Here is a 16,696-nt window from a genome sequence, read left to right on the forward strand (position 1 = left end):
ACTCTCGATGCCAATTCCCCGGTGTTAAAGTGCCAATCCTCGGGAGGTGGCTATGACAACGTCGGTTCGAGGCGACCAATTGGCTCGTCTGCTCGGCCGGTGGCATTCGCTGCCGGGCCGGCACCGAAGCCCGGACTACGCCGCGCTGGCGGCCGCGGTGCGCGGGCTGCTCGCCGACGGACGGCTCGCCCTCGGGGTGCGGCTGCCCGCCGAACGGGAGCTGGCCGAGTCCCTGGCGGTCAGCCGGACCACGGTGTCCGCGTCGTACCGGGCGCTCCGCGAGACCGGTCACCTGACCAGCCGGCGCGGCGCCGGCAGCTGGACCACGCTGCCGAACGGCCACCGGGTGGCCACCTCCGGCCTGTGGACGCCGGACGACGACCTCGACATGATCGACATGGGGGTGGCCGCCTCGGCCGCGCCGGTCGAGCTGGTGCCGGCCGCCCGGGCCGCCGCCGACGACCTGCCGCGCTACCTGGGCAGCGCCGGATACCACCCGACCGGGCTCGCCGAGCTGCGCGACGCGGTGGCCCAGATCTACACGGCCCGGGGCGTGCCCACCTCGACCGAGCAGGTGCTGATCACCAGCGGCACCCAGCAGGCGCTCGACCTGGTGCTCCGGCTCTCCGTGCCGGCCGGCGCACCGGTGCTGGTGGAGACGCCGACCTACCCGAACGCGCTGGCCGCGCTCTCCGCCCGGCGGGCCCGGATCACCACGCACGGGCTGGACACCGCGACCGGCTGGGACGGCGAGATGCTGCTCGGCGCGCTCCGGCAGACCCGGCCCCGGCTGGCGTACATGATCCCCGAGTTCCACAACCCGACCGGGCACCTGATGCCGGTCGAGCTGCGCGAGCGGATGGTCGCCACCGCGCACTCCACCGGCACCGAGCTGGTCGTCGACGAGTCGTTCGTGGACCTGCCGCTGGACGATCCGCAGATGCCCCCGCCGGTCGCGGTCTTCGACCGGCACTCCCGGGTGATGTCGATCGGCGGGATGAGCAAGCCGTACTGGGGTGGCCTGCGGATCGGCTGGGTGCGCGCGTCGGCGCCGATGGTGCAGCGGCTCGCCGCGATCCGGGTCGGTGTGGACATGGCCAGCCCGGTGCTGGAGCAACTGGTCGCCGTGCACCTGCTGCGCGACGCGCCGTCGATCGTCGAGGCGCGCCGCGCGCAGCTGCGCTTCCGCCGGGACGCCCTGGTCACCGCGCTGCGCGAGCAGCTGCCGGAGTGGCGGTTCTTCGTGCCCGGCGGGGGTGTGACGCTCTGGGTCGAGCTGGACGGCCCGATCTCCAGCGCGCTGTCCCGGGCCGCCGAGGACGTCGGGGTGCGGCTCGCGCCGGGGCCCCGGTTCGGGCTGGACGGCACCCTGGAACGGTTCCTGCGGCTGCCGTTCACGCTCGCGGCCGACGACCTGGTCGAGGCGGTCCGGCGGATCGCCTCGGTCCGCCACGACCTGGACCGGACACCGTCCCGGTCGGGCTGGCGCACCCCGGCGGTCATCGCCTGACCCCGGGCCGGCTCGCCGCGCGCCGGCGGTCTCGCCTGGCGCCGGGCTAGCTCGCCGCGCCCTGGTGCAGGCCGAAGCGGTTGCCGTCGGCGTCGCGCAGGGTGGCGATCAGCGTGCCGCCGCCGACGTCGTGCACCCCGCGTTCCTCGGTGGCGCCCGCCGCGATCAGGGCGGTCACCTCGGCGTTGATGTCCTCGACGTGCCAGTAGGTGATCGGCCCGGCGGTCACGTCGCCGTGCGGGTCGAGGCCGAGCTCCGGCCCGCCCTCCGGGCGGTAGCCCACGTAGTACGGTGCGTCGGCGTACGGTTCGACACCGAGCAGCCGGGTGTACAGAGCCTTCGCGGCGTCCAGGTCCTTGACCGGGACGGTGATCGTACGGATCGGCATGGCTTTTCCCTTCGTCACGTCGGACTCCCGTGGTCCGTCAAACGTATGACGGACCCCGAGCGGAGAGTGTGACGATGAGCGAATCCGAGTTCCTGGCCCGACGGTTCGAGGACGCCCGGCCGCACCTGCGCACGGTGGCGCAGCGGATCCTCGGCTCCGCGCACGAGGCCGACGACGCGGTCCAGGAGGCCTGGGTACGCGTCAGCCGCGCGGACACCGGCGACGTCGGCAACCTGACCGGCTGGCTGACCACCGTGGTGTCCCGGATCTGCCTGGACATGCTCCGGTCCCGGGCAGCCCGCCGCGAGGACCCGGCCGAGCTGCCGGTGGCCGTGCCCGCCGCGGCGGCCGGCCCGGAGGACGAGGTGCTGCTGACCGACGCGCTCGGCCCGGCGCTGCTGCTGGTGCTGGACACGCTGAGCCCGGGGGAGCGGCTGGCGTTCGTGCTGCACGACCTGTTCGGGGTGCCGTTCGCGGAGATCGCCGAGGTGGTCGGCTGCACACCGGAGGCGGCGCGGCAGCTGGCCAGCCGGGCCCGGCGGCGGGTCCGCGGCGCGGAGGGCCCGGCCGAGCACGACGTGAACCGGCGGCGGGCCGTGGTGGACGCGTTCCTGGCCGCGTCCCGGAGCGGGGACTTCGGCGCGCTGCTGGAGCTGCTCGACCCGGAGGTGGTGCTGCGGGCCGACCCGGCGGCGGTGGCGATGGGCTCCGACGAGCGGGTCACCGGGGCCGACCTGGTCGCGCGGACGTTCGCCGGCCGGGCGCAGGCAGCCCGGCTCGCGCTCATCGACGGGCAGCCGGGCGCCGCGTGGATGCACCGGGGCGAACCGCGGGTGCTGTTCGTGTTCACGATCGGTGCCACCGGGCTGGTGGCCGGGATCGAGCTGCTGGCCGAGCCGGGTGGTCGTACCGTCGACATGGTGTGAAAAGAAGCCGCCTCCCTGTCAGGAGGCGGCTTCGGTGACCAGAAGCGGTCAGATCTGGGCCAGGGAACCCGCGTACATCTTGTCGATCTGCTCGGCGAAGTTCGTCTCGACACTGCGCCGCTTGATCTTCATGGACGGGGTGATCTCGCCGGCCTCGATGCTCAGGTCGCGCGGCAGGATGGTGAACTTCTTGACCGTCTCCCACCGGTTGAGCTTGCTGTTCAGCTCGGCGAGATAGCCCTCGACCAGCGCGTGCGTCTCGGGCGCGGCGACGATCTCGGCATAGCTCTTGCCCGCGAGGGGTCCCTCGGCGGCCCAGCCCGCGATGGCGTCCTCGTCCAGCGAGATCAGCATCGTCACGAAGTTGCGCGACTGGCCGACCACGATCGCCTGCGAGGTGTAGGGACAGACCGCCTTGAACGCGCCCTCGATCGCACTCGGCGCGATGAACTTGCCGCCGGACGTCTTGACCAGGTCTTTCTTCCGGTCAGTGATCTTGAGGAAGCCCTCGGCGTCGAGCTCGCCGATGTCGCCGGTGCGCAGGAAGCCGTCCTCGGTGAACGCCTCCGCGGTGGCCTCCGGCAGGTTGTGGTAGCCCCGCATCACCGGCGCGCCGCGCAGCAGCACCTCGCCGTCGGTGTCGATCCGGACCTCGAGGTCGCCGAGCGCCTCGCCCACCGAGCCGATCTTGAGGCGGCCGTGCCGGTTCACGAAGTTCGCCGCGGAGGCCTCGGTCATCCCGTAGCCCTCCAGGATCGGCAGGTTCGCCGCCGCGAAGAACTCGGAGATGTCCCGGCTCAGCGCGGCCGAGCCGCTGACCAGCACCCGCAGGTTGCCGCCGAGCTTGGCCTGCAGCTTGGAGAAGACCAGCTTCTCGGCGATCGCGTACTGCGCCTTGAGCGCCGCCGGGACCGGCTTGCCGGCCTGCTCCAGCACGACCTTCTTCTTGCCGGTCGCCACGGCCCAGGTGAAGATCTTCGGCTTGAGTCCGCCGCCGGAGAGGCCGCTGGTGACGGTCTTGTTGTAGACCTTCTCGAAGATCCGCGGCGGGGCGCACATCAGCGTCGGCCGGATCACCGCGAGCAGGTCGATCAGCTTGTCCACCCGGCCGTCGACGTAGGTCGGCACGCCCACGTGCACGATGCCGCAGAGCAGCGTCTTGCCGAACGCGTGCGACATCGGCAGCCACAGGTAGTGCAGGTCGGTCGGGGAGAACAGGCCGGTGGTCTCCTGCGCCACGCCCTCCCAGGTCCAGGCCCGGTGCAGCAGCTCGACGCCCTTGGGGCGGCCGGTGGTGCCGGAGGTGTAGATCAGGGTGGCGATGTGGTCGGGCGTCAGCTCGGCGACGACGTCGTCGATCAGGCCCGGGTTCCGCTGGATCGCGGCGGTGCCACGCGCCTCCAGCTCGGCCAGGGTGATCTGCGGCGGGGTGGCACCGGCGTCGGCCGCGCCGTCGATCAGCACCACCTGGGTGACGCTCGTCGTCGCGCCGGCGATCTTCAGCGCCTGCTTCGGGTTTTCCGCGATCAGCACCCGCGAACCGGAGTCGGACACGATGAACGCGGTGTCCTCCGGCTCGGTGGTCGGGTAGACCGTGGTGGCGGCCGCGCCGGCCACGTTGATGCCGAGATCGGCCAGGACCCACTCGAGGCGGGTGCTGGACAGGATCGCGACCCGGTCCTCCAGCCCGACACCGAGCTCGCGCAACCCGGCCCCGATGGCCTTGGCGCGTTCACCGACCTGGCGCCAGGTCAGCCAGTCCATCCCGGTGTCGTCCGCGTTGGGCCCGGCGAACGCCCGCGCGTCCGGAGTCTTGGCCACACGCTGGAACAACATGTCCGGAATTGACCGGTAGGGAACGTCGAGAGCCATCAGGCGCCGCCTTAAAAACCTCAAACGGGGGGTACGTAACGTGGGTGTTACCGCAGAGTAATGCGAGGGCGGTTACACGGCTAGAGTGCCCCGGCAACTGGTCAATCCTAGTCGTTACCGTGACCTCATGGTTTTCCTGGTGATCGGCGGTACCGGCATCGACACGGTGGTCCCGGTGGCGGACCTGCCGGTGCTCGCCGCCGACTCGGCCCGGCCCCGCGGCCCGATCGAGGATCACGTCTCGCACACCGGCACCTGCGTCGCGCTCGGGCTGGCCGCGCTGGGCGCGTCGGTGCAGATGATCGACACCGTGGGTGACGACGAACCGGGGCGCCGGGTGACGGCAGCGTTCCAGCGCTGGGGGATCCCGCTGCGTACCGCGACGGCGCCGGGCGGGACCCGGCGGGCGGTCAACCTGATGAGCCCGGACGGGCGGCGCCTCTCCCTCTACGACGGGCGCGACGTCCCCGGCTACCGGCTGCCGGAACAGCTCTACCAGCCGCTGCCGGACGGCATCCGGCACGTGCACGTCACGATCGTGGACTGGGCCCGGCACCTGCTGCCCTCGCTGCGCGCCGCCGGGGTCACCGTCTCCACCGACCTGCACGACTGGGACGGCACCGACCCGTACCACCGGGACTTCGCGCTCGGCGCCGACCTGGTCTTCGTCAGCGGGGTACGCCTCGCCTCCGGCGCCGCGGAGCGGATCCTGGCCGAGGGCGCGGCCTCCCGGGTGGTGGTCACCCGGGGCGCGGACGGCGCGGACCTCTACACCCGGGACGGGGTGACGCATCTCGACGCGGCCGACCCGGGCGCGCCGATCGTGGACACCAACGGGGCCGGAGACGCGTTCGCCGCCGCTTTCCTGACCGGTTGGACGGCGGGGAAGAGCGACGGCGACTGCCTGAGGGACGGGGTGATCGCAGGGGCTTACGCCTGCACCCGCGCGGTCGGCGCGGACTCCTTCATCACCCGGCCCGGCCTGATCAGCCGGCGCCACCACTGAGCAGGGACACGCCGCTGCCCGGGGTCAGCAACGACACGCCGGCGCCGGGGATCAGCAGCGAGACGCCACCGCCCGGGGTCAGCAACGACACGTCGGGGTCTTTCGTCGAGGCCGCAGCCGGCCCCGCGGTCAGGACTGCTGCACCTACTGCCAGGGCCAGCACAACCGCTGCCCGGAATCCGCCACGTCGGATCTCCATGCCCATGCCTCCGGTTTGCTGTAGAACGTTCCTGGGCTGAGCGTAAGCGTTCGGTTACGGGCACCGGGTATACCGGATTGTCTATACCGTCCTGGCGTGGATCTCGTGATCGAGGGCAGGACGACGGCGGCGGTGTACCGGGCGCTGCGCGAGGCCGTCACCGACGGGCGGCTGCCGGCCGGGCACCGGCTGCCGGCCAGCCGGGTGCTCGCCGCCGACCTGGGAGTCTCCCGGGGGAGTGTGGCCGGGGCGTACGAGCGGCTGGTGGCCGAGGGGCACCTCACCGCGCGGGTCGGCGCCGGGACGTTCGTGGCCCCGGTACGTGTCCCGCGGCGGCCGCCCCGCTCGGTGCCGGACCCGCTGCGGCCGCGCGCCGGGTGGGAGTCCGGCCCGGCGCCGAGCAGTGGCGCGGCACCGCCGCCGCGGTACGACTTCCGGGCCGGCATCCCGGACGCCTCGCTCTTCCCGTTCGACACGTGGCGGCGGATGGTCGGCGCCGAGCTGCGGCTGCGGGCCAACGGACCCGGGACGTACGCCGAGCCGTACGGTCATCCCGCCCTGCGCGCCGCGATCGCCCGCTACCTGGGTTTCGCCCGCTCGATCCCGGTCACCGCGGACGAGGTGCTGGTCACCAACGGGGCGCAGCACGCGTTCGACCTGATCGGCCGGGTGCTGCTGCGGCCCGGTGACGTGGTGGCGATGGAGGAGCCCGGCTACCCGCCGGCCCGGGCGCTGTTCACCTCGCTCGGCGCCCGGGTGATCGGCGTACCGGTGGACGGCGAGGGCCTGGTCGTGGACGCGGTGCCGGCGCAGGCCCGGCTCGTCCACGTCACCCCGTCGCACCAGTTCCCGCTCGGCCCGGTGCTGAGCCTGGACCGGCGCCGGCAGCTCCTGGAGTGGGCGCGGCGGCGGCAGAGCGCGATCGTCGAGGACGACTACGACAGCGAGTTCCGGTTCGGGACCCGCCCGCTCGAACCGCTGCGGGCGATGGACCGGTCCGGCCGGGTGCTCTACGTCGGGACGTTCTCCAAGAGCATGCTGCCCGCCGTCCGGACCGGTTTTGTGCTCACCCCGCCCGGGCTGCGCCCCGCCCTGGCCGCGGCCCGGCAGCTCGGCGACGGGTACGGGCAGATCGCGACGCAGGCGGCGCTGGCCCGGTTCATCGAGGACGGCGAGCTGGCCCGGCACGTGCGGCGGGCGCGCCGGGAGTACGCCGCCCGGCACGCCCGGATCGTTGCGTTCCTGGCCGGGGTGCCGGGGCTGGAGGTGGTGCCGTCGGCCGCGGGGTTGCACGTGACCGCGCTGTCCCACGGTCTGCCGGATATTTCCGACAAGGCGCGGTCGAAGGGGCTGGCGGTCGAGGACCTGACCCGGTACGGCGGCGACCGCACCGGGATCGTCCTCGGCTTCGGCGCCGTCGACCCGGCCCGCATCGACGAGGGGCTGGCCCTGCTGGCGGGCCTGCTCTGACGCCGTGAGCACCACGCGGCCACCGCGGTGATCGCCCTGACCGGCCCGCCTGCGCCGATCGCCGGCGGGTCGGCGAGCGGCGCCCGGCTGCCGACCGTTTGACGGGCCGACCGTCAGAAACCCAGCTTCGCCCCGCGCAGTCGCTCGGCCACCGCCGGGTCGCCCTCGATCTGGACCCGGGCCACCTGCTGACGGCCGGAGAAGAACAGCGCCAGCTCGCCGACGTCCCCGGTGATCCGCACCACCGGCGCCGGCGCGGTGCGCACCGGCGGGAAGCCGGTCGCGATCACCTCGGCCGGCACGCCCGCCTTACGCAGGGCCAGCCGGGAGGTGAGCTTGGCGCTGCGCCAGAGCGCGGCCTGCTGACCGGCCTCCAGCACCCGCGGCTCCCACTGCGGTGCGGCCCGGCGCACGTCCTCGTGGTGGATGAAGAACTCCAGCGTGTTGGCCAGGCCGTCCACCAGCGGGTTGCTGACCGGGCTCCACACCGGCGGGGTGCGCACCTCGTCGATCAGCTGCGGGTAGGGCAGCGCCGCCCGGGCCAGCCGGATCTTCTCCCCGTAGGCGGCGAGCGCGGGGATCAGCGTCCCGGCCGAGGCGTCCGGGCGGCGGTCCCGGATCACCAGGTGCGCGGCCAGGTCGCGGGTGGTCCATCCGGCGCACAGGGTCGGCACGTCCGGGCCCACGTGCAGCAGCAGGTCGGCGAGCAGCTGGCGTTCCCGGCGTGCGTAGTCGTTCATCAGTCGATGGTATGCAGAGTGACGCGCTCCCCGGTAACCGGCGCGAGGCAGGACCTGGTGCTGCACGCGGCGTATCCGACGGTCACCTCGTACCTGTCGCTCCCGGTGGCCCGGACCGGAACGGTCAGCGTGACCGGCCCGTCCGGGTAGACCGGCAGGGTCAGGTCGATCCCGGTGACGTGCAGCTCGGTCACCTCGCGGTCGGCGGTGGCCGGGCCGACCGCGGTCAGGGCGGCGCCCGGCTGGGCCACGGTGGGAAAGCCGATGCCGTCGACGCCGTCGTCCGGCATGTCCTTGCTGTAGAGGTGGTAGCCCTCGAGTGGGGTGAAGGTGGCGGTGAGCGTGCCGGCCCGGACGCTGAGGTCCACGGTCACCCCGCCGGCCTGGTGCCGCCCGGTCAGTTCGCCGGGCAGCGCCGGCTCGCCGCACGCGCCCAGCGCCAGCAGCAGCGGAACGATTCTGGCAACCCGCCTCATTCTGCGGCCGGGGCCCACTTGGTGAGGAACGCGCTGACCTCGGGGGCGGTCATCGACCGTGCGCTGGAGAAGGCGCCGTCGTTCGTCGCCACCCGGACCTTGCCGGCCGGGCTGAGCACGACGAGCGCCGGGATGCCGCTGGTGTTCAGGTCCACGCCCAGGTCCTGTGCCACCTCCAGGTTGCGGTCGAACTCGCCGACGTCGACGCTGACCACCTCGAAACCTTCGGCCAGCTGAGCGCTGACCGCCGGGTCCTGGGTGAGCTCGGTGAGCACCCGGCAGTCCAGGCACCAGTCGGCGCCGAAGTCGATCAGCACGTGTTATGGCCGGATTTCTTCGCGGTGGCGAGGGCCCGCTTGATGTCGACCCCCGCATCGGCCTTCGGGCCGTAGTCGCCCAGAGCCACGACCGCCGCCGCGGGAACGGCGGATGCCGAGGTGGCCGGGGATACCGCCGGGGCCGGGGCGCCGGCCGGGGCCGCGCCCCCGTCGCAACCGGCCAGGGTCAGGACCGCGATCACGGCCGGGAACAGCACACGCCGCATGGAAAGCCTCTAACCGATGATCTTGCGGCGGGGAGCCTAGCGGTCCGGTCCGGCGTTCGCTGCCCTCGTCAGCGGGGGAAACGGGGACCCGGTGTAATCGTGGCCACAATGTAAACAGTGGGGCTGGCGGGCACCGGTTCGGCAGGATGGGATCGGTAAGGTCGGATTCGCCGGCCAACGCTTACCAGTCAGGTAGGGATTTTGAGCAGCGGAGCCAGCCGCGACGTGCTGGGACGGGGTCTGCGGGTGCTCGGCCACGCGATCCGCACGGAGCCACGACTCTTCATCGTCGGTGCGATCGGCAGCAGCCTGTTCGGGCTGCTGATCATTGCGAACTCGTACGTCGTGGGCTGGGTGATCGGCCACGTGGTGGTCCCGTCGTTCGCCTCGCACCAGGTGGACACGGGCCGGCTCTGGCTGGTCGCGGCGATCTTCCTGGGGATCAGCGGCCTGCGCGTCGCCAGCATTTTCGGCCGGCGTCTCGGCGCCGGTTTCATGCAGTTCCGGCTCCAGGCGCGGTATCGGCGCGCGGTCACCGGCCGTTACCTGTCGCTGCCGCCGGCCTGGCACCAGCGGCACGCCACCGGCACGCTGCTCTCCAACGCGAACTCGGACGTGGAGGCGGCCTGGGGGCCGATCGCCCCGCTGCCGTTCGCGGTCGGCACCATCGTGATGCTGATCGCCGCGATGATCTCGCTGTTCCTGACCGACTGGGTGCTCGCGCTGGTCGGCGCGACGCTGTTCCCGGCGCTGTTCGGGCTCAACCTGGTCTATTCGCGGCGGATGTCGCCGCGGCAGATCCGGGCCCAGCAGATGCGCGGCAAGGTCAGCGCGGTCGCGCACGAGAGCTTCGACGGCGCGCTGGTGGTCAAGACGATGGGCCGGGAGGCCGACGAGTCCCGCCGGTTCGGCGTCTTCGTCGACGAGCTGCGCGACTCGCTGATCGCGGTCGGCCGGCTGCGTGGCCTGTTCGACCCGCTGATGGACAGCCTGCCCAGCCTCGGCACCCTCGCGGTGCTGCTGCTCGGCGCGTGGCGGCTGCGGTCCGGCGCGATCGGGGTGGCCGACGTGGTCAGCGTCGCGTTCCTGTTCACCGTGCTGGCGTTCCCGGTCCGCGCGATCGGCTGGGTGGTCGGCGAGCTGCCGCGCAGCGTCGCCGGGTGGGACCGGGTGCGGGCGGTGCTCGACGCCGAGGGCGATCTCGCCTACGGCGACGGTTCGCTGCCCGGTGCGGGTCCGGCCGAGTTGCGGTTCGATCAAGTGCGTTTTTCGTACGGCGAGGGGCCGCAGATCCTGCACGACGTCAGCTTCACGGTGCCCTCCGGGCGGACCGTGGCGCTGGTCGGCGCGACCGGTTCGGGCAAGTCGACGATCGCCTCGCTGGCGGTGCGGCTGGTCGACCCGGAGTCCGGCTCGATCGGGATCGACGGGGTGAAGCTGCCCGACCTGGCGCTCTCCGCCCTGGCCGGCGCGGCCGCCCTGGTACCGCAGGTGCCGTTCGTGTTCGACGACACGGTCCGCGGCAACATCGCGCTGGACCGGCCCGGTGTCGACGACGAAGCGGTCCGGGACGCGCTGGCCCTGGCGCAGGCCGACCGGTTCGTGGCCGGGCTGCCGGACGGGCTGGACACCGCGGTCGGCGAGCGCGGCACCTCGCTCTCCGGCGGGCAGCGGCAGCGGCTCACGCTGGCCCGGGCACTGGCCGGCAAGCCCCGGCTGCTGGTGCTCGACGACGCCACCAGCGCTGTCGACCCGCGGGTGGAGGCGGCCATCCTCGGCGCGCTGCGAGCCTCCGACGCGCGCGCGTCGGTGCTGGTGGTGGCGTACCGGCGTGCCACCATCGCACTCGCCGACCAGGTGGTCTACCTGGAACGCGGGCGGGTGGTGGCGACCGGCACGCACGCCGAGTTGATGACGTTCCACGCGGGCTATCAGGACCTGGTCACGGCGTACGAGAAAGCGGAGCACCAAGAGTGAGCGGCGAAGGAACCCTGGCCACCGTCAAGCGTGGCCTGGCCTTGTCGCCGGAGCTGCGGACCGGTCTGGGCGGCACGATCGTCCTGGCGGTGCTGCAGATGGCCGGCCGGGTGGCCGTGCCGATCGCCGTGCAGCAGGGCATCGACCACGGCATCCGCGCGCCGGGCGGCCCGGACCTCGGCGTGGTGGTCCGGATCGTCGCGATCACCCTTGGCGCGCTGATGATCTCCACGCTCTGCGGGTACCTGATGACCCGCCGGCTGTTCACGGTCAGTGAGACCGCGCTGAGCGGGCTGCGGCAGCGGACGTTCCGGCACATCCACGACCTGTCCATGCTGCACCAGCAGTCCGAGCGGCGCGGCTCGATGGTGTCCCGGGTGACCAGCGACGTCGACCAGATCTCCCAGTTCCTGCAGACCGGCGGGGTGCAGCTGCTGCTCGCCACCGGACAGCTGCTGGTCTCGGCCGTGGTGATGTTCGTCTACTCCTGGCAGCTCGCCCTCGTGGTGCTGCTCGCGTTCGGCCCGGCGGTCGGTGTGATCCGGCTGTTCCAGAAGCGGCTGGCCGAGGTCTACCGCGCGGTCCGCGAGCGCACCGGCGTGATGCTCGGCGCGGTCGCCGAGAGCGTCGTCGGCGCCACGGTGATCCGGTCGTACGGGGTGGCCGGCCGCACCCAGGCCCGGCTGGACTCCTCGATCGAGGATCTCCGGGTGGCCCAGCAGCGGGCCATGCGGACCAGCGTGACCAGCTTCTCCAGCGGCGAGATCGGCGCCGGCCTGGCGCTGGCCGGCGTGGTCGTGGTCGGTGTCTGGCTGGGCGCCGACGGCGCGCTCACCGTCGGGCAGCTGACCGCGTTCCTGTTCCTGGTCACGCTGTTCATCCAACCGGTGCAGATCGCCACCGACATGCTGAACGAGGCGCAGAACGCGGTGGCCGGCTGGCGCCGGATCCTGGACGTGCTGGACGTCGAGCCGGACGTGGCCGACCCCGACGACCAGGGGGTGGAGCTGCCGGTCGGCCCGCTCTCGGTGCGCTTCGCCGACGTGTCGTTCCGCTATCCGGGCGGCCCGATCGTGCTGTCCGGCGTGGATCTGACCCTCGACGCCCGGCGCAAGTACGCGGTGGTCGGGGAGACCGGCAGTGGCAAGACCACGTTCGCCAAGCTGCTCACCCGGCTGATGGACCCGGCGCAGGGCGAGGTGCTGCTCTCCGGGACGCCGCTGACCTCGGTGCGCTTCGCGTCGCTGCGGTCGCGGGTGGTGATGGTGCCGCAGGACGGTTTCCTCTTCGACGCCACGGTGGCGGAGAACATCCGCTTCGCCGAGCCGTCGCTCACCGGCGAGCAGTTGCGCGCGGCCTTCGTCGAGCTGGGGCTCGTCGACTGGCTGGACGGGCTGCCGCAGGGTCTGGAGACCGAGGTCGGCGAGCGCGGGGAGGCGCTCAGCGTGGGGGAGCGGCAGCTGGTGGCGCTGGTCCGGGCGTACGTCGCCGACCCGGATCTGCTGGTGCTGGACGAGGCGACCAGCGCTGTCGACCCGGCCACCGAGGTACGCCTGCAGCACGCCCTGGACCTGGTCACCCGCGGCCGGACCACGGTGGCGATCGCGCACCGGCTGTCCACCGCGCAGTCCGCGGACGAGGTGATCGTGGTGGACGCGGGCCGCGTCGTGCAACGCGGCCCGCACGCCCGTCTCGTCGCCGAGGAAGGTTCGATCTACGCCAAGCTCTACGCCAGCTGGTTGGAACAGACACGGAGCTAGCACGGCTTCGCTGCGCTCCGCGGAAGATCGCCTGTTAACCGGTGAGATGGCAGGCGGTCTTCCGCCACCCGCAAACCCCGCGGGCGTCGGAAAACCGCGTGCCATCTCACCGGCGGCGATCTTCGGGGTCGAACAGCCCCTGGAGCACGGGGTTATCGGGCGTAGTACTCCACGACCAGCTGCTCGTCGCAGAGGACCGGGACCTCGGTGCGCAGCGGCACCCGGATCACCGTGGTGCGCAAGTCCTCCAGCACCGTGGAGAGGTACGGCGCGGTCGGTCCGTCCAGGTGCGCGCCGGTCGCCGCGATCTGGAACGGCGGCTTCTGCCGGCTCGACTCACGGACCTCGATGACCTGACCCGGCTTGAGCTTGTAGCCCGGCCGGTCGACCTTCTTGCCGTCCACGGTGAAGTGACCGTGCACGACGAGCTGACGGGCCTGGTAGATCGTCCGGGCCAGACCGGCCCGGGCCACCGTCGCGTCCAGACGACGCTCGAGCAGCGTGACCATGGCCTCGCCGGTCTTGCCCTCGGCCTTGTGGGCGGCGTCGTACGCGGCCCGCATCTGGACCTCGCTGATGTTGTACTGGTGCCGCAGGCGCTGCTTCTCCAGCAGACGGACCTGGTAGTCCGAGCTCTTGCGCCGGCCACGGCCGTGCACGCCCGGCGGGAACGGCCGCCGCTCGAAGTACTTCACACATTTACGGGTGAGAGGGATGCCGAGCGCCCGAGAGAGCTTGGCTTTGGGTCGAGAGTTGTTCACGCCGGATCTCCTGTTACGGTTAGCCTTGCCTAACTTAGGTAAGCCTAACCGGTGCCCGGAGGTGCTCGTCATGCAACCCAGTCCCGCCGAGATCGGACGTACCCTCGCCGCCGGTCACCTGCCCGCAGTCGCCCACATCGCCTGCCACCCCGGACCGCTTCCGATCAGGCATGTGACCGACGCGCAGGGCCGCCCGCTGCTGCTCGTGCCGTCCGACGGAACGCTGTCCACCGCGCTGCGGCCGCAGCCCGGCAACGACGACGCCGCGCTGGTCCTGGACATCCGGGACGTGCCGCCGATGGCCTCGTCGCCGTCGATCGGCCGGGTCTGGGTCTCCGGGTGGGCGGCCAAGCTCACCGGCGAACAGGCGCGGACCGCCGCGCTGGACTACGCCGACACCGACGCCTGCGGTGACCTGCTGGACATCGGGGGGAGCCAGTCGCTCTACCGGATGGACGTGGCCGAGGTGCGCTTCGAGCGCAACGAGAAGCTGGTCGAGATCGACCCGGACGACTACGCCGAGGCCTCGCCGGACCCGCTGCGCGCGGTGGAGTTCGACCTGATCGCCGACCTGGCCGACCACCACGTGTCCGAGATGAGCGACTACGTGCGCCGCCAGCTCGGCCCGGCCGCGAAGCCCGGCGACGACCCGCGGGTGGTGCGCCTGGACCGGTACGGCTTCGTGGTCCGGATGGGTTCCCGCAGCGCCCGGCTGGCCTTCCCGCGCCCGGTCACCGACCGCCACGACCTGGCCCACCTGCTGCATCCGATCCTCTGCCACCGGTGCGCGGCTTGACGGTCTGAAGAGTCTCGGGATCCCAGCGCCCCCTTCTGCCGCCGTCGGGTGGTGGGATCCCGTTCGCCCTGCTCGCCGGTGCCGCGGTGAGCGGGGTAGCAAAAAAGATGGGCGGCCCCGTGCCGGGGGCCGCCCATCTTTTGCGTCTCACCTAATGGTCAGTTCACTGCGCGAATCCCTAGAGCGAGAGAATCCGGTCCAGGAACTCGCGGTAGCCGCGCATCGCCATCCGCATGCTCTCGGTGTCCGGCGTGCCGGTGCCGCGCAGCGGGTCCAGGTCGTCCCGCTCGGCCAGCAGGACCTCGGTCAGCTCGTTCACCGCGTCGGTGAGCAGGTCGTGCGCCCGGGTCAGCGCGGTCACCGGGTCGTCGACGAACTCCGCCTTGACCTCGTGCCAGGCGGCCCGGAAGTGCCGGGCGGCGTCCTCGTCCCAGACCGTGGCCCGGATGATCGTCCCTTCCTCGCCGGACGGGGCCGACAGGTTGGTGATCTCCGACTCGTCCTCGTCACGGGCGGCGCGGCGGCCCGGGCGGCGGACCGGCTCGGCGTCCTCCAGGCTGGCCGAGCGGCGCGCGGACGGACGCAGGTCCTCGTCCGGCAGGCCGCGGCCGGCGAGGTTGCCCACCGACACACCGGTCAGACCGGACTCCGGGTACGGCTGGAAGTCGAGCGGCGGCGGCGTGACCGAACCCGTCTGCGGCGCGGTCGGCCCGGCCGGGGTGACCGAGGCGACCCCGTACGTCTCGCCGGAACGGCCCAGGCTGTACCCGGTGGTGGCCGGCGAGCCGAAGGCGAACCCGGTGTCCGGGGCGGCCGGCAGGTCGATCGGCGCGCGGGTGGCCGGGATCTGCGGGACGGGCAGCGGCGGCATCGCCGGGAACTGCAGGTCCGGCATCGGCACCGAGGCGGAACCGGTGGCCGGTCCGGAGGTCGGCGCCGGAGCCGGGGCGGGGGAGACCGGAGCGGCCGAGGCGGCCGGGTCGGCGGGCACGGCCGGGAGTGACTGCTCCGGGGCCTGCTCGGGCAGACCGGAGACCGGCTCCAGGCTGACCGCCGGGTGGTCAGGGGTGAAGTCGGTGGGCAGGTACGGCGCCGGGGCGTACCCCGGCGAGACCGGCGCACCGGAGACCGAACCGACCGGTCCACCCGAGGTGGGCGGCTGCATCTGCACCGGCACCGAGGCCCAGCCCGAGGCCGGGCGGTTCTCCAGTGCCGGGTCGGGTGCCTCGCCGAGCGGACCGTCCACCACGGGCGTCCCGTCCGGGCCCGGCGATTCGCCGGCCTGCGCGTACCCGGGGGCTCCTGCCCGTCCGTTCATGTCTTCACGTCCGTTCTCGTCGCGTGGTTCCGCCTCATCGGCGGCGTCCTGGCCGGCCTCCGGCGACGCGTCGTCCGCCGGTTCGTCCGCCGGCTTCGCACCGGTGGACTCCTCGTCGGCCGATTGCCCGGCGACTTGAGCGTCGCCGGTCCCGGCGATCTCGGTCTCCTCCGCGGCCGATGGTTCCGCTTCGGCGGCGTGTCCGTTGACGCCCGGTTGCGGGCCCGGTTCGGCCCGCCCCCCGAAGAGGAATCGCCCGCTGCCGCCGAGCCGGAATCCCCCGAAAGAGTTGTCCCGGCCCGGTGTTTCGGTCTCGGGCCCCTGGGACTCTACGTCCTGTCCGGCCTGCGGTTCCTGGTCCGAAGGGACCGAGTGATCAGAATCGCCGTGCCGGGACCGCCCGGCCGGGCGGGGGCCGGCGCCGTCGCCGCGGGACGGGCCGGGGACGCGTCCGGCGGCACGATTCAACCCGAACGGGTCACTCGGCGGCAGATCGCCCGGGTCGCCGTGGAAGCCGTTGGAGCCGGCCGGTCCGCCCGGGCCCTGTGCCGAGGCCCGCGGCGTGAACGGCGGGGCCGAGCGCGGGCCGAATGCCATCGACGAGCCGGTCAGCAGGTCAGCGGGCAGCGACGGGAGGGCGAACTCCAGGGGATCGCCGGCCCGGCGGGAGCCGAGCGACACCATCTCCGGCTCGGGCAGGGCCGCCGGTTCCCGCGCCGGATCCTCCGCGGCGGGCAGATAGGCGGAAGGCAAGTAGCTCGCATCCGGATCCGCATCCGAATCCGCACGAACCTGCCAAAAACGGGCGAGTCCGGGCGCGGGCCGGGCGTTGTCGGGGCTGGACGTCGGCTCCATCGGTAAACCACTCCCGTCGCGAGGCGCGCCCACCGGGGCTGCCTGGAGCTGCGCAGACACATCGGCGGCGGGCGCCGGGCATCTCAGGCTGGTACGGC

16 protein-coding genes are annotated in these 16,696 nt (G+C 72.7%); 7 read left to right on the forward strand and 9 right to left on the reverse strand.

The features are described from left to right. Nucleotides 1-52: 52 nt before the first annotated feature. Nucleotides 53-1,510 carry a MocR-like transcription factor YczR gene (yczR, locus tag Apa02nite_RS05605; RefSeq protein WP_203824094.1) on the forward strand — a complete coding sequence of 486 codons (1,458 nt, stop codon included), beginning with the start codon at nt 53-55 and terminating at the stop codon, nt 1,508-1,510. Nucleotides 1,511-1,556: 46 nt separating this feature from the next. Here yczR and Apa02nite_RS05610 read toward each other — a convergent pair whose 3' ends face one another. Continuing rightward, nucleotides 1,557-1,916: a VOC family protein gene (locus Apa02nite_RS05610; RefSeq protein ID WP_239164139.1), complete on the reverse strand. Its 360-nt coding sequence runs from the start codon at nt 1,914-1,916 to the stop codon at nt 1,557-1,559. A gap of 56 nt (nt 1,917-1,972) precedes the next feature. On the opposite strand from Apa02nite_RS05610, the gene Apa02nite_RS05615 reads away from it, so the two are divergent. Further along, a complete protein-coding gene (locus Apa02nite_RS05615; protein WP_203824095.1) occupies nt 1,973-2,824 on the forward strand; it encodes a sigma-70 family RNA polymerase sigma factor in 852 nt (283 codons plus the stop codon). A 48-nt stretch (nt 2,825-2,872) separates the two neighbouring features. On the opposite strand, the gene Apa02nite_RS05620 is transcribed toward Apa02nite_RS05615, so the two are convergent. Continuing rightward, nucleotides 2,873-4,696 (reverse strand): AMP-dependent synthetase/ligase, encoded by a 1,824-nt coding sequence (locus Apa02nite_RS05620; protein WP_203824096.1) that lies wholly within the window; start codon nt 4,694-4,696, stop codon nt 2,873-2,875. 127 nt (nt 4,697-4,823) lie between these two features. On the opposite strand from Apa02nite_RS05620, the gene Apa02nite_RS05625 reads away from it, so the two are divergent. Next, nucleotides 4,824-5,702: a carbohydrate kinase family protein gene (locus Apa02nite_RS05625; protein ID WP_203824097.1), complete on the forward strand. Its 879-nt coding sequence runs from the start codon at nt 4,824-4,826 to the stop codon at nt 5,700-5,702. Here Apa02nite_RS05625 and Apa02nite_RS05630 read toward each other — a convergent pair. Continuing rightward, on the reverse strand, nt 5,683-5,901 hold the full coding sequence (locus tag Apa02nite_RS05630; RefSeq protein WP_203824098.1) for a hypothetical protein: 219 nt from the start codon (nt 5,899-5,901) through the stop codon (nt 5,683-5,685). The genes Apa02nite_RS05625 and Apa02nite_RS05630 overlap by 20 nt on opposite strands. A 96-nt stretch (nt 5,902-5,997) precedes the next feature. On the opposite strand from Apa02nite_RS05630, the gene pdxR reads away from it, so the two are divergent. After that, a complete protein-coding gene (gene pdxR / locus Apa02nite_RS05635) occupies nt 5,998-7,371 on the forward strand; it encodes a MocR-like pyridoxine biosynthesis transcription factor PdxR (RefSeq protein WP_203824099.1) in 1,374 nt (457 codons plus the stop codon). A gap of 113 nt (nt 7,372-7,484) precedes the next feature. On the opposite strand, the gene Apa02nite_RS05640 is transcribed toward pdxR, so the two are convergent. Genes Apa02nite_RS05640 through Apa02nite_RS05655 form a run of 4 tightly spaced genes read right to left on the reverse strand, consistent with a single transcriptional unit; the run spans nt 7,485 to nt 9,131 of the window. After that, on the reverse strand, nt 7,485-8,111 hold the full coding sequence (locus Apa02nite_RS05640; protein WP_203824100.1) for a TIGR03085 family metal-binding protein: 627 nt from the start codon (nt 8,109-8,111) through the stop codon (nt 7,485-7,487). Next, complete coding sequence (locus tag Apa02nite_RS05645; RefSeq protein WP_203824101.1) at nt 8,111-8,587, reverse strand: protein-disulfide reductase DsbD domain-containing protein; 477 nt, start codon at nt 8,585-8,587, stop codon at nt 8,111-8,113. Before Apa02nite_RS05645 ends, Apa02nite_RS05640 begins: the two co-directional genes overlap by 1 nt. Continuing rightward, the gene (locus Apa02nite_RS05650; protein ID WP_203824102.1) at nt 8,584-8,904 is read right to left on the reverse strand and encodes a thioredoxin family protein; all 321 of its coding nucleotides are present in this window, start codon (nt 8,902-8,904) and stop codon (nt 8,584-8,586) included. The genes Apa02nite_RS05645 and Apa02nite_RS05650 overlap by 4 nt, the downstream gene beginning before the upstream one ends. Then, complete coding sequence (locus Apa02nite_RS05655) at nt 8,898-9,131, reverse strand: hypothetical protein (RefSeq protein WP_203824103.1); 234 nt, start codon at nt 9,129-9,131, stop codon at nt 8,898-8,900. The genes Apa02nite_RS05650 and Apa02nite_RS05655 overlap by 7 nt, the downstream gene beginning before the upstream one ends. A 201-nt stretch (nt 9,132-9,332) precedes the next feature. Between Apa02nite_RS05655 and Apa02nite_RS05660 the strand changes: the two genes are divergently transcribed. Both Apa02nite_RS05660 and Apa02nite_RS05665 read left to right on the forward strand, forming a co-directional pair. Next, nucleotides 9,333-11,108: an ABC transporter ATP-binding protein gene (locus tag Apa02nite_RS05660; RefSeq protein ID WP_203824104.1), complete on the forward strand. Its 1,776-nt coding sequence runs from the start codon at nt 9,333-9,335 to the stop codon at nt 11,106-11,108. Next, nucleotides 11,105-12,868 carry an ABC transporter ATP-binding protein gene (locus tag Apa02nite_RS05665; RefSeq protein ID WP_203824105.1) on the forward strand — a complete coding sequence of 588 codons (1,764 nt, stop codon included), beginning with the start codon at nt 11,105-11,107 and terminating at the stop codon, nt 12,866-12,868. Before Apa02nite_RS05660 ends, Apa02nite_RS05665 begins: the two co-directional genes overlap by 4 nt. 152 nt (nt 12,869-13,020) lie before the next feature. Here Apa02nite_RS05665 and rpsD read toward each other — a convergent pair whose 3' ends face one another. Then, nucleotides 13,021-13,629, reverse strand: a complete 609-nt coding sequence (rpsD, locus tag Apa02nite_RS05670; RefSeq protein ID WP_067704372.1) for a 30S ribosomal protein S4 — start codon at nt 13,627-13,629, stop codon at nt 13,021-13,023. Nucleotides 13,630-13,699: 70 nt separating this feature from the next. Between rpsD and Apa02nite_RS05675 the strand changes: the two genes are divergently transcribed. After that, on the forward strand, nt 13,700-14,425 hold the full coding sequence (locus Apa02nite_RS05675) for a DUF2470 domain-containing protein (protein ID WP_203824106.1): 726 nt from the start codon (nt 13,700-13,702) through the stop codon (nt 14,423-14,425). Between the two features lie 178 nt (nt 14,426-14,603). Here Apa02nite_RS05675 and Apa02nite_RS05680 read toward each other — a convergent pair whose 3' ends face one another. Further along, nucleotides 14,604-16,496 carry a hypothetical protein gene (locus Apa02nite_RS05680; protein ID WP_203824107.1) on the reverse strand — a complete coding sequence of 631 codons (1,893 nt, stop codon included), beginning with the start codon at nt 16,494-16,496 and terminating at the stop codon, nt 14,604-14,606. Nucleotides 16,497-16,696: the final 200 nt, after the last annotated feature.

Source organism: Actinoplanes palleronii (assembly GCF_016862315.1).
Classification (GTDB): domain Bacteria; phylum Actinomycetota; class Actinomycetes; order Mycobacteriales; family Micromonosporaceae; genus Actinoplanes; species Actinoplanes palleronii.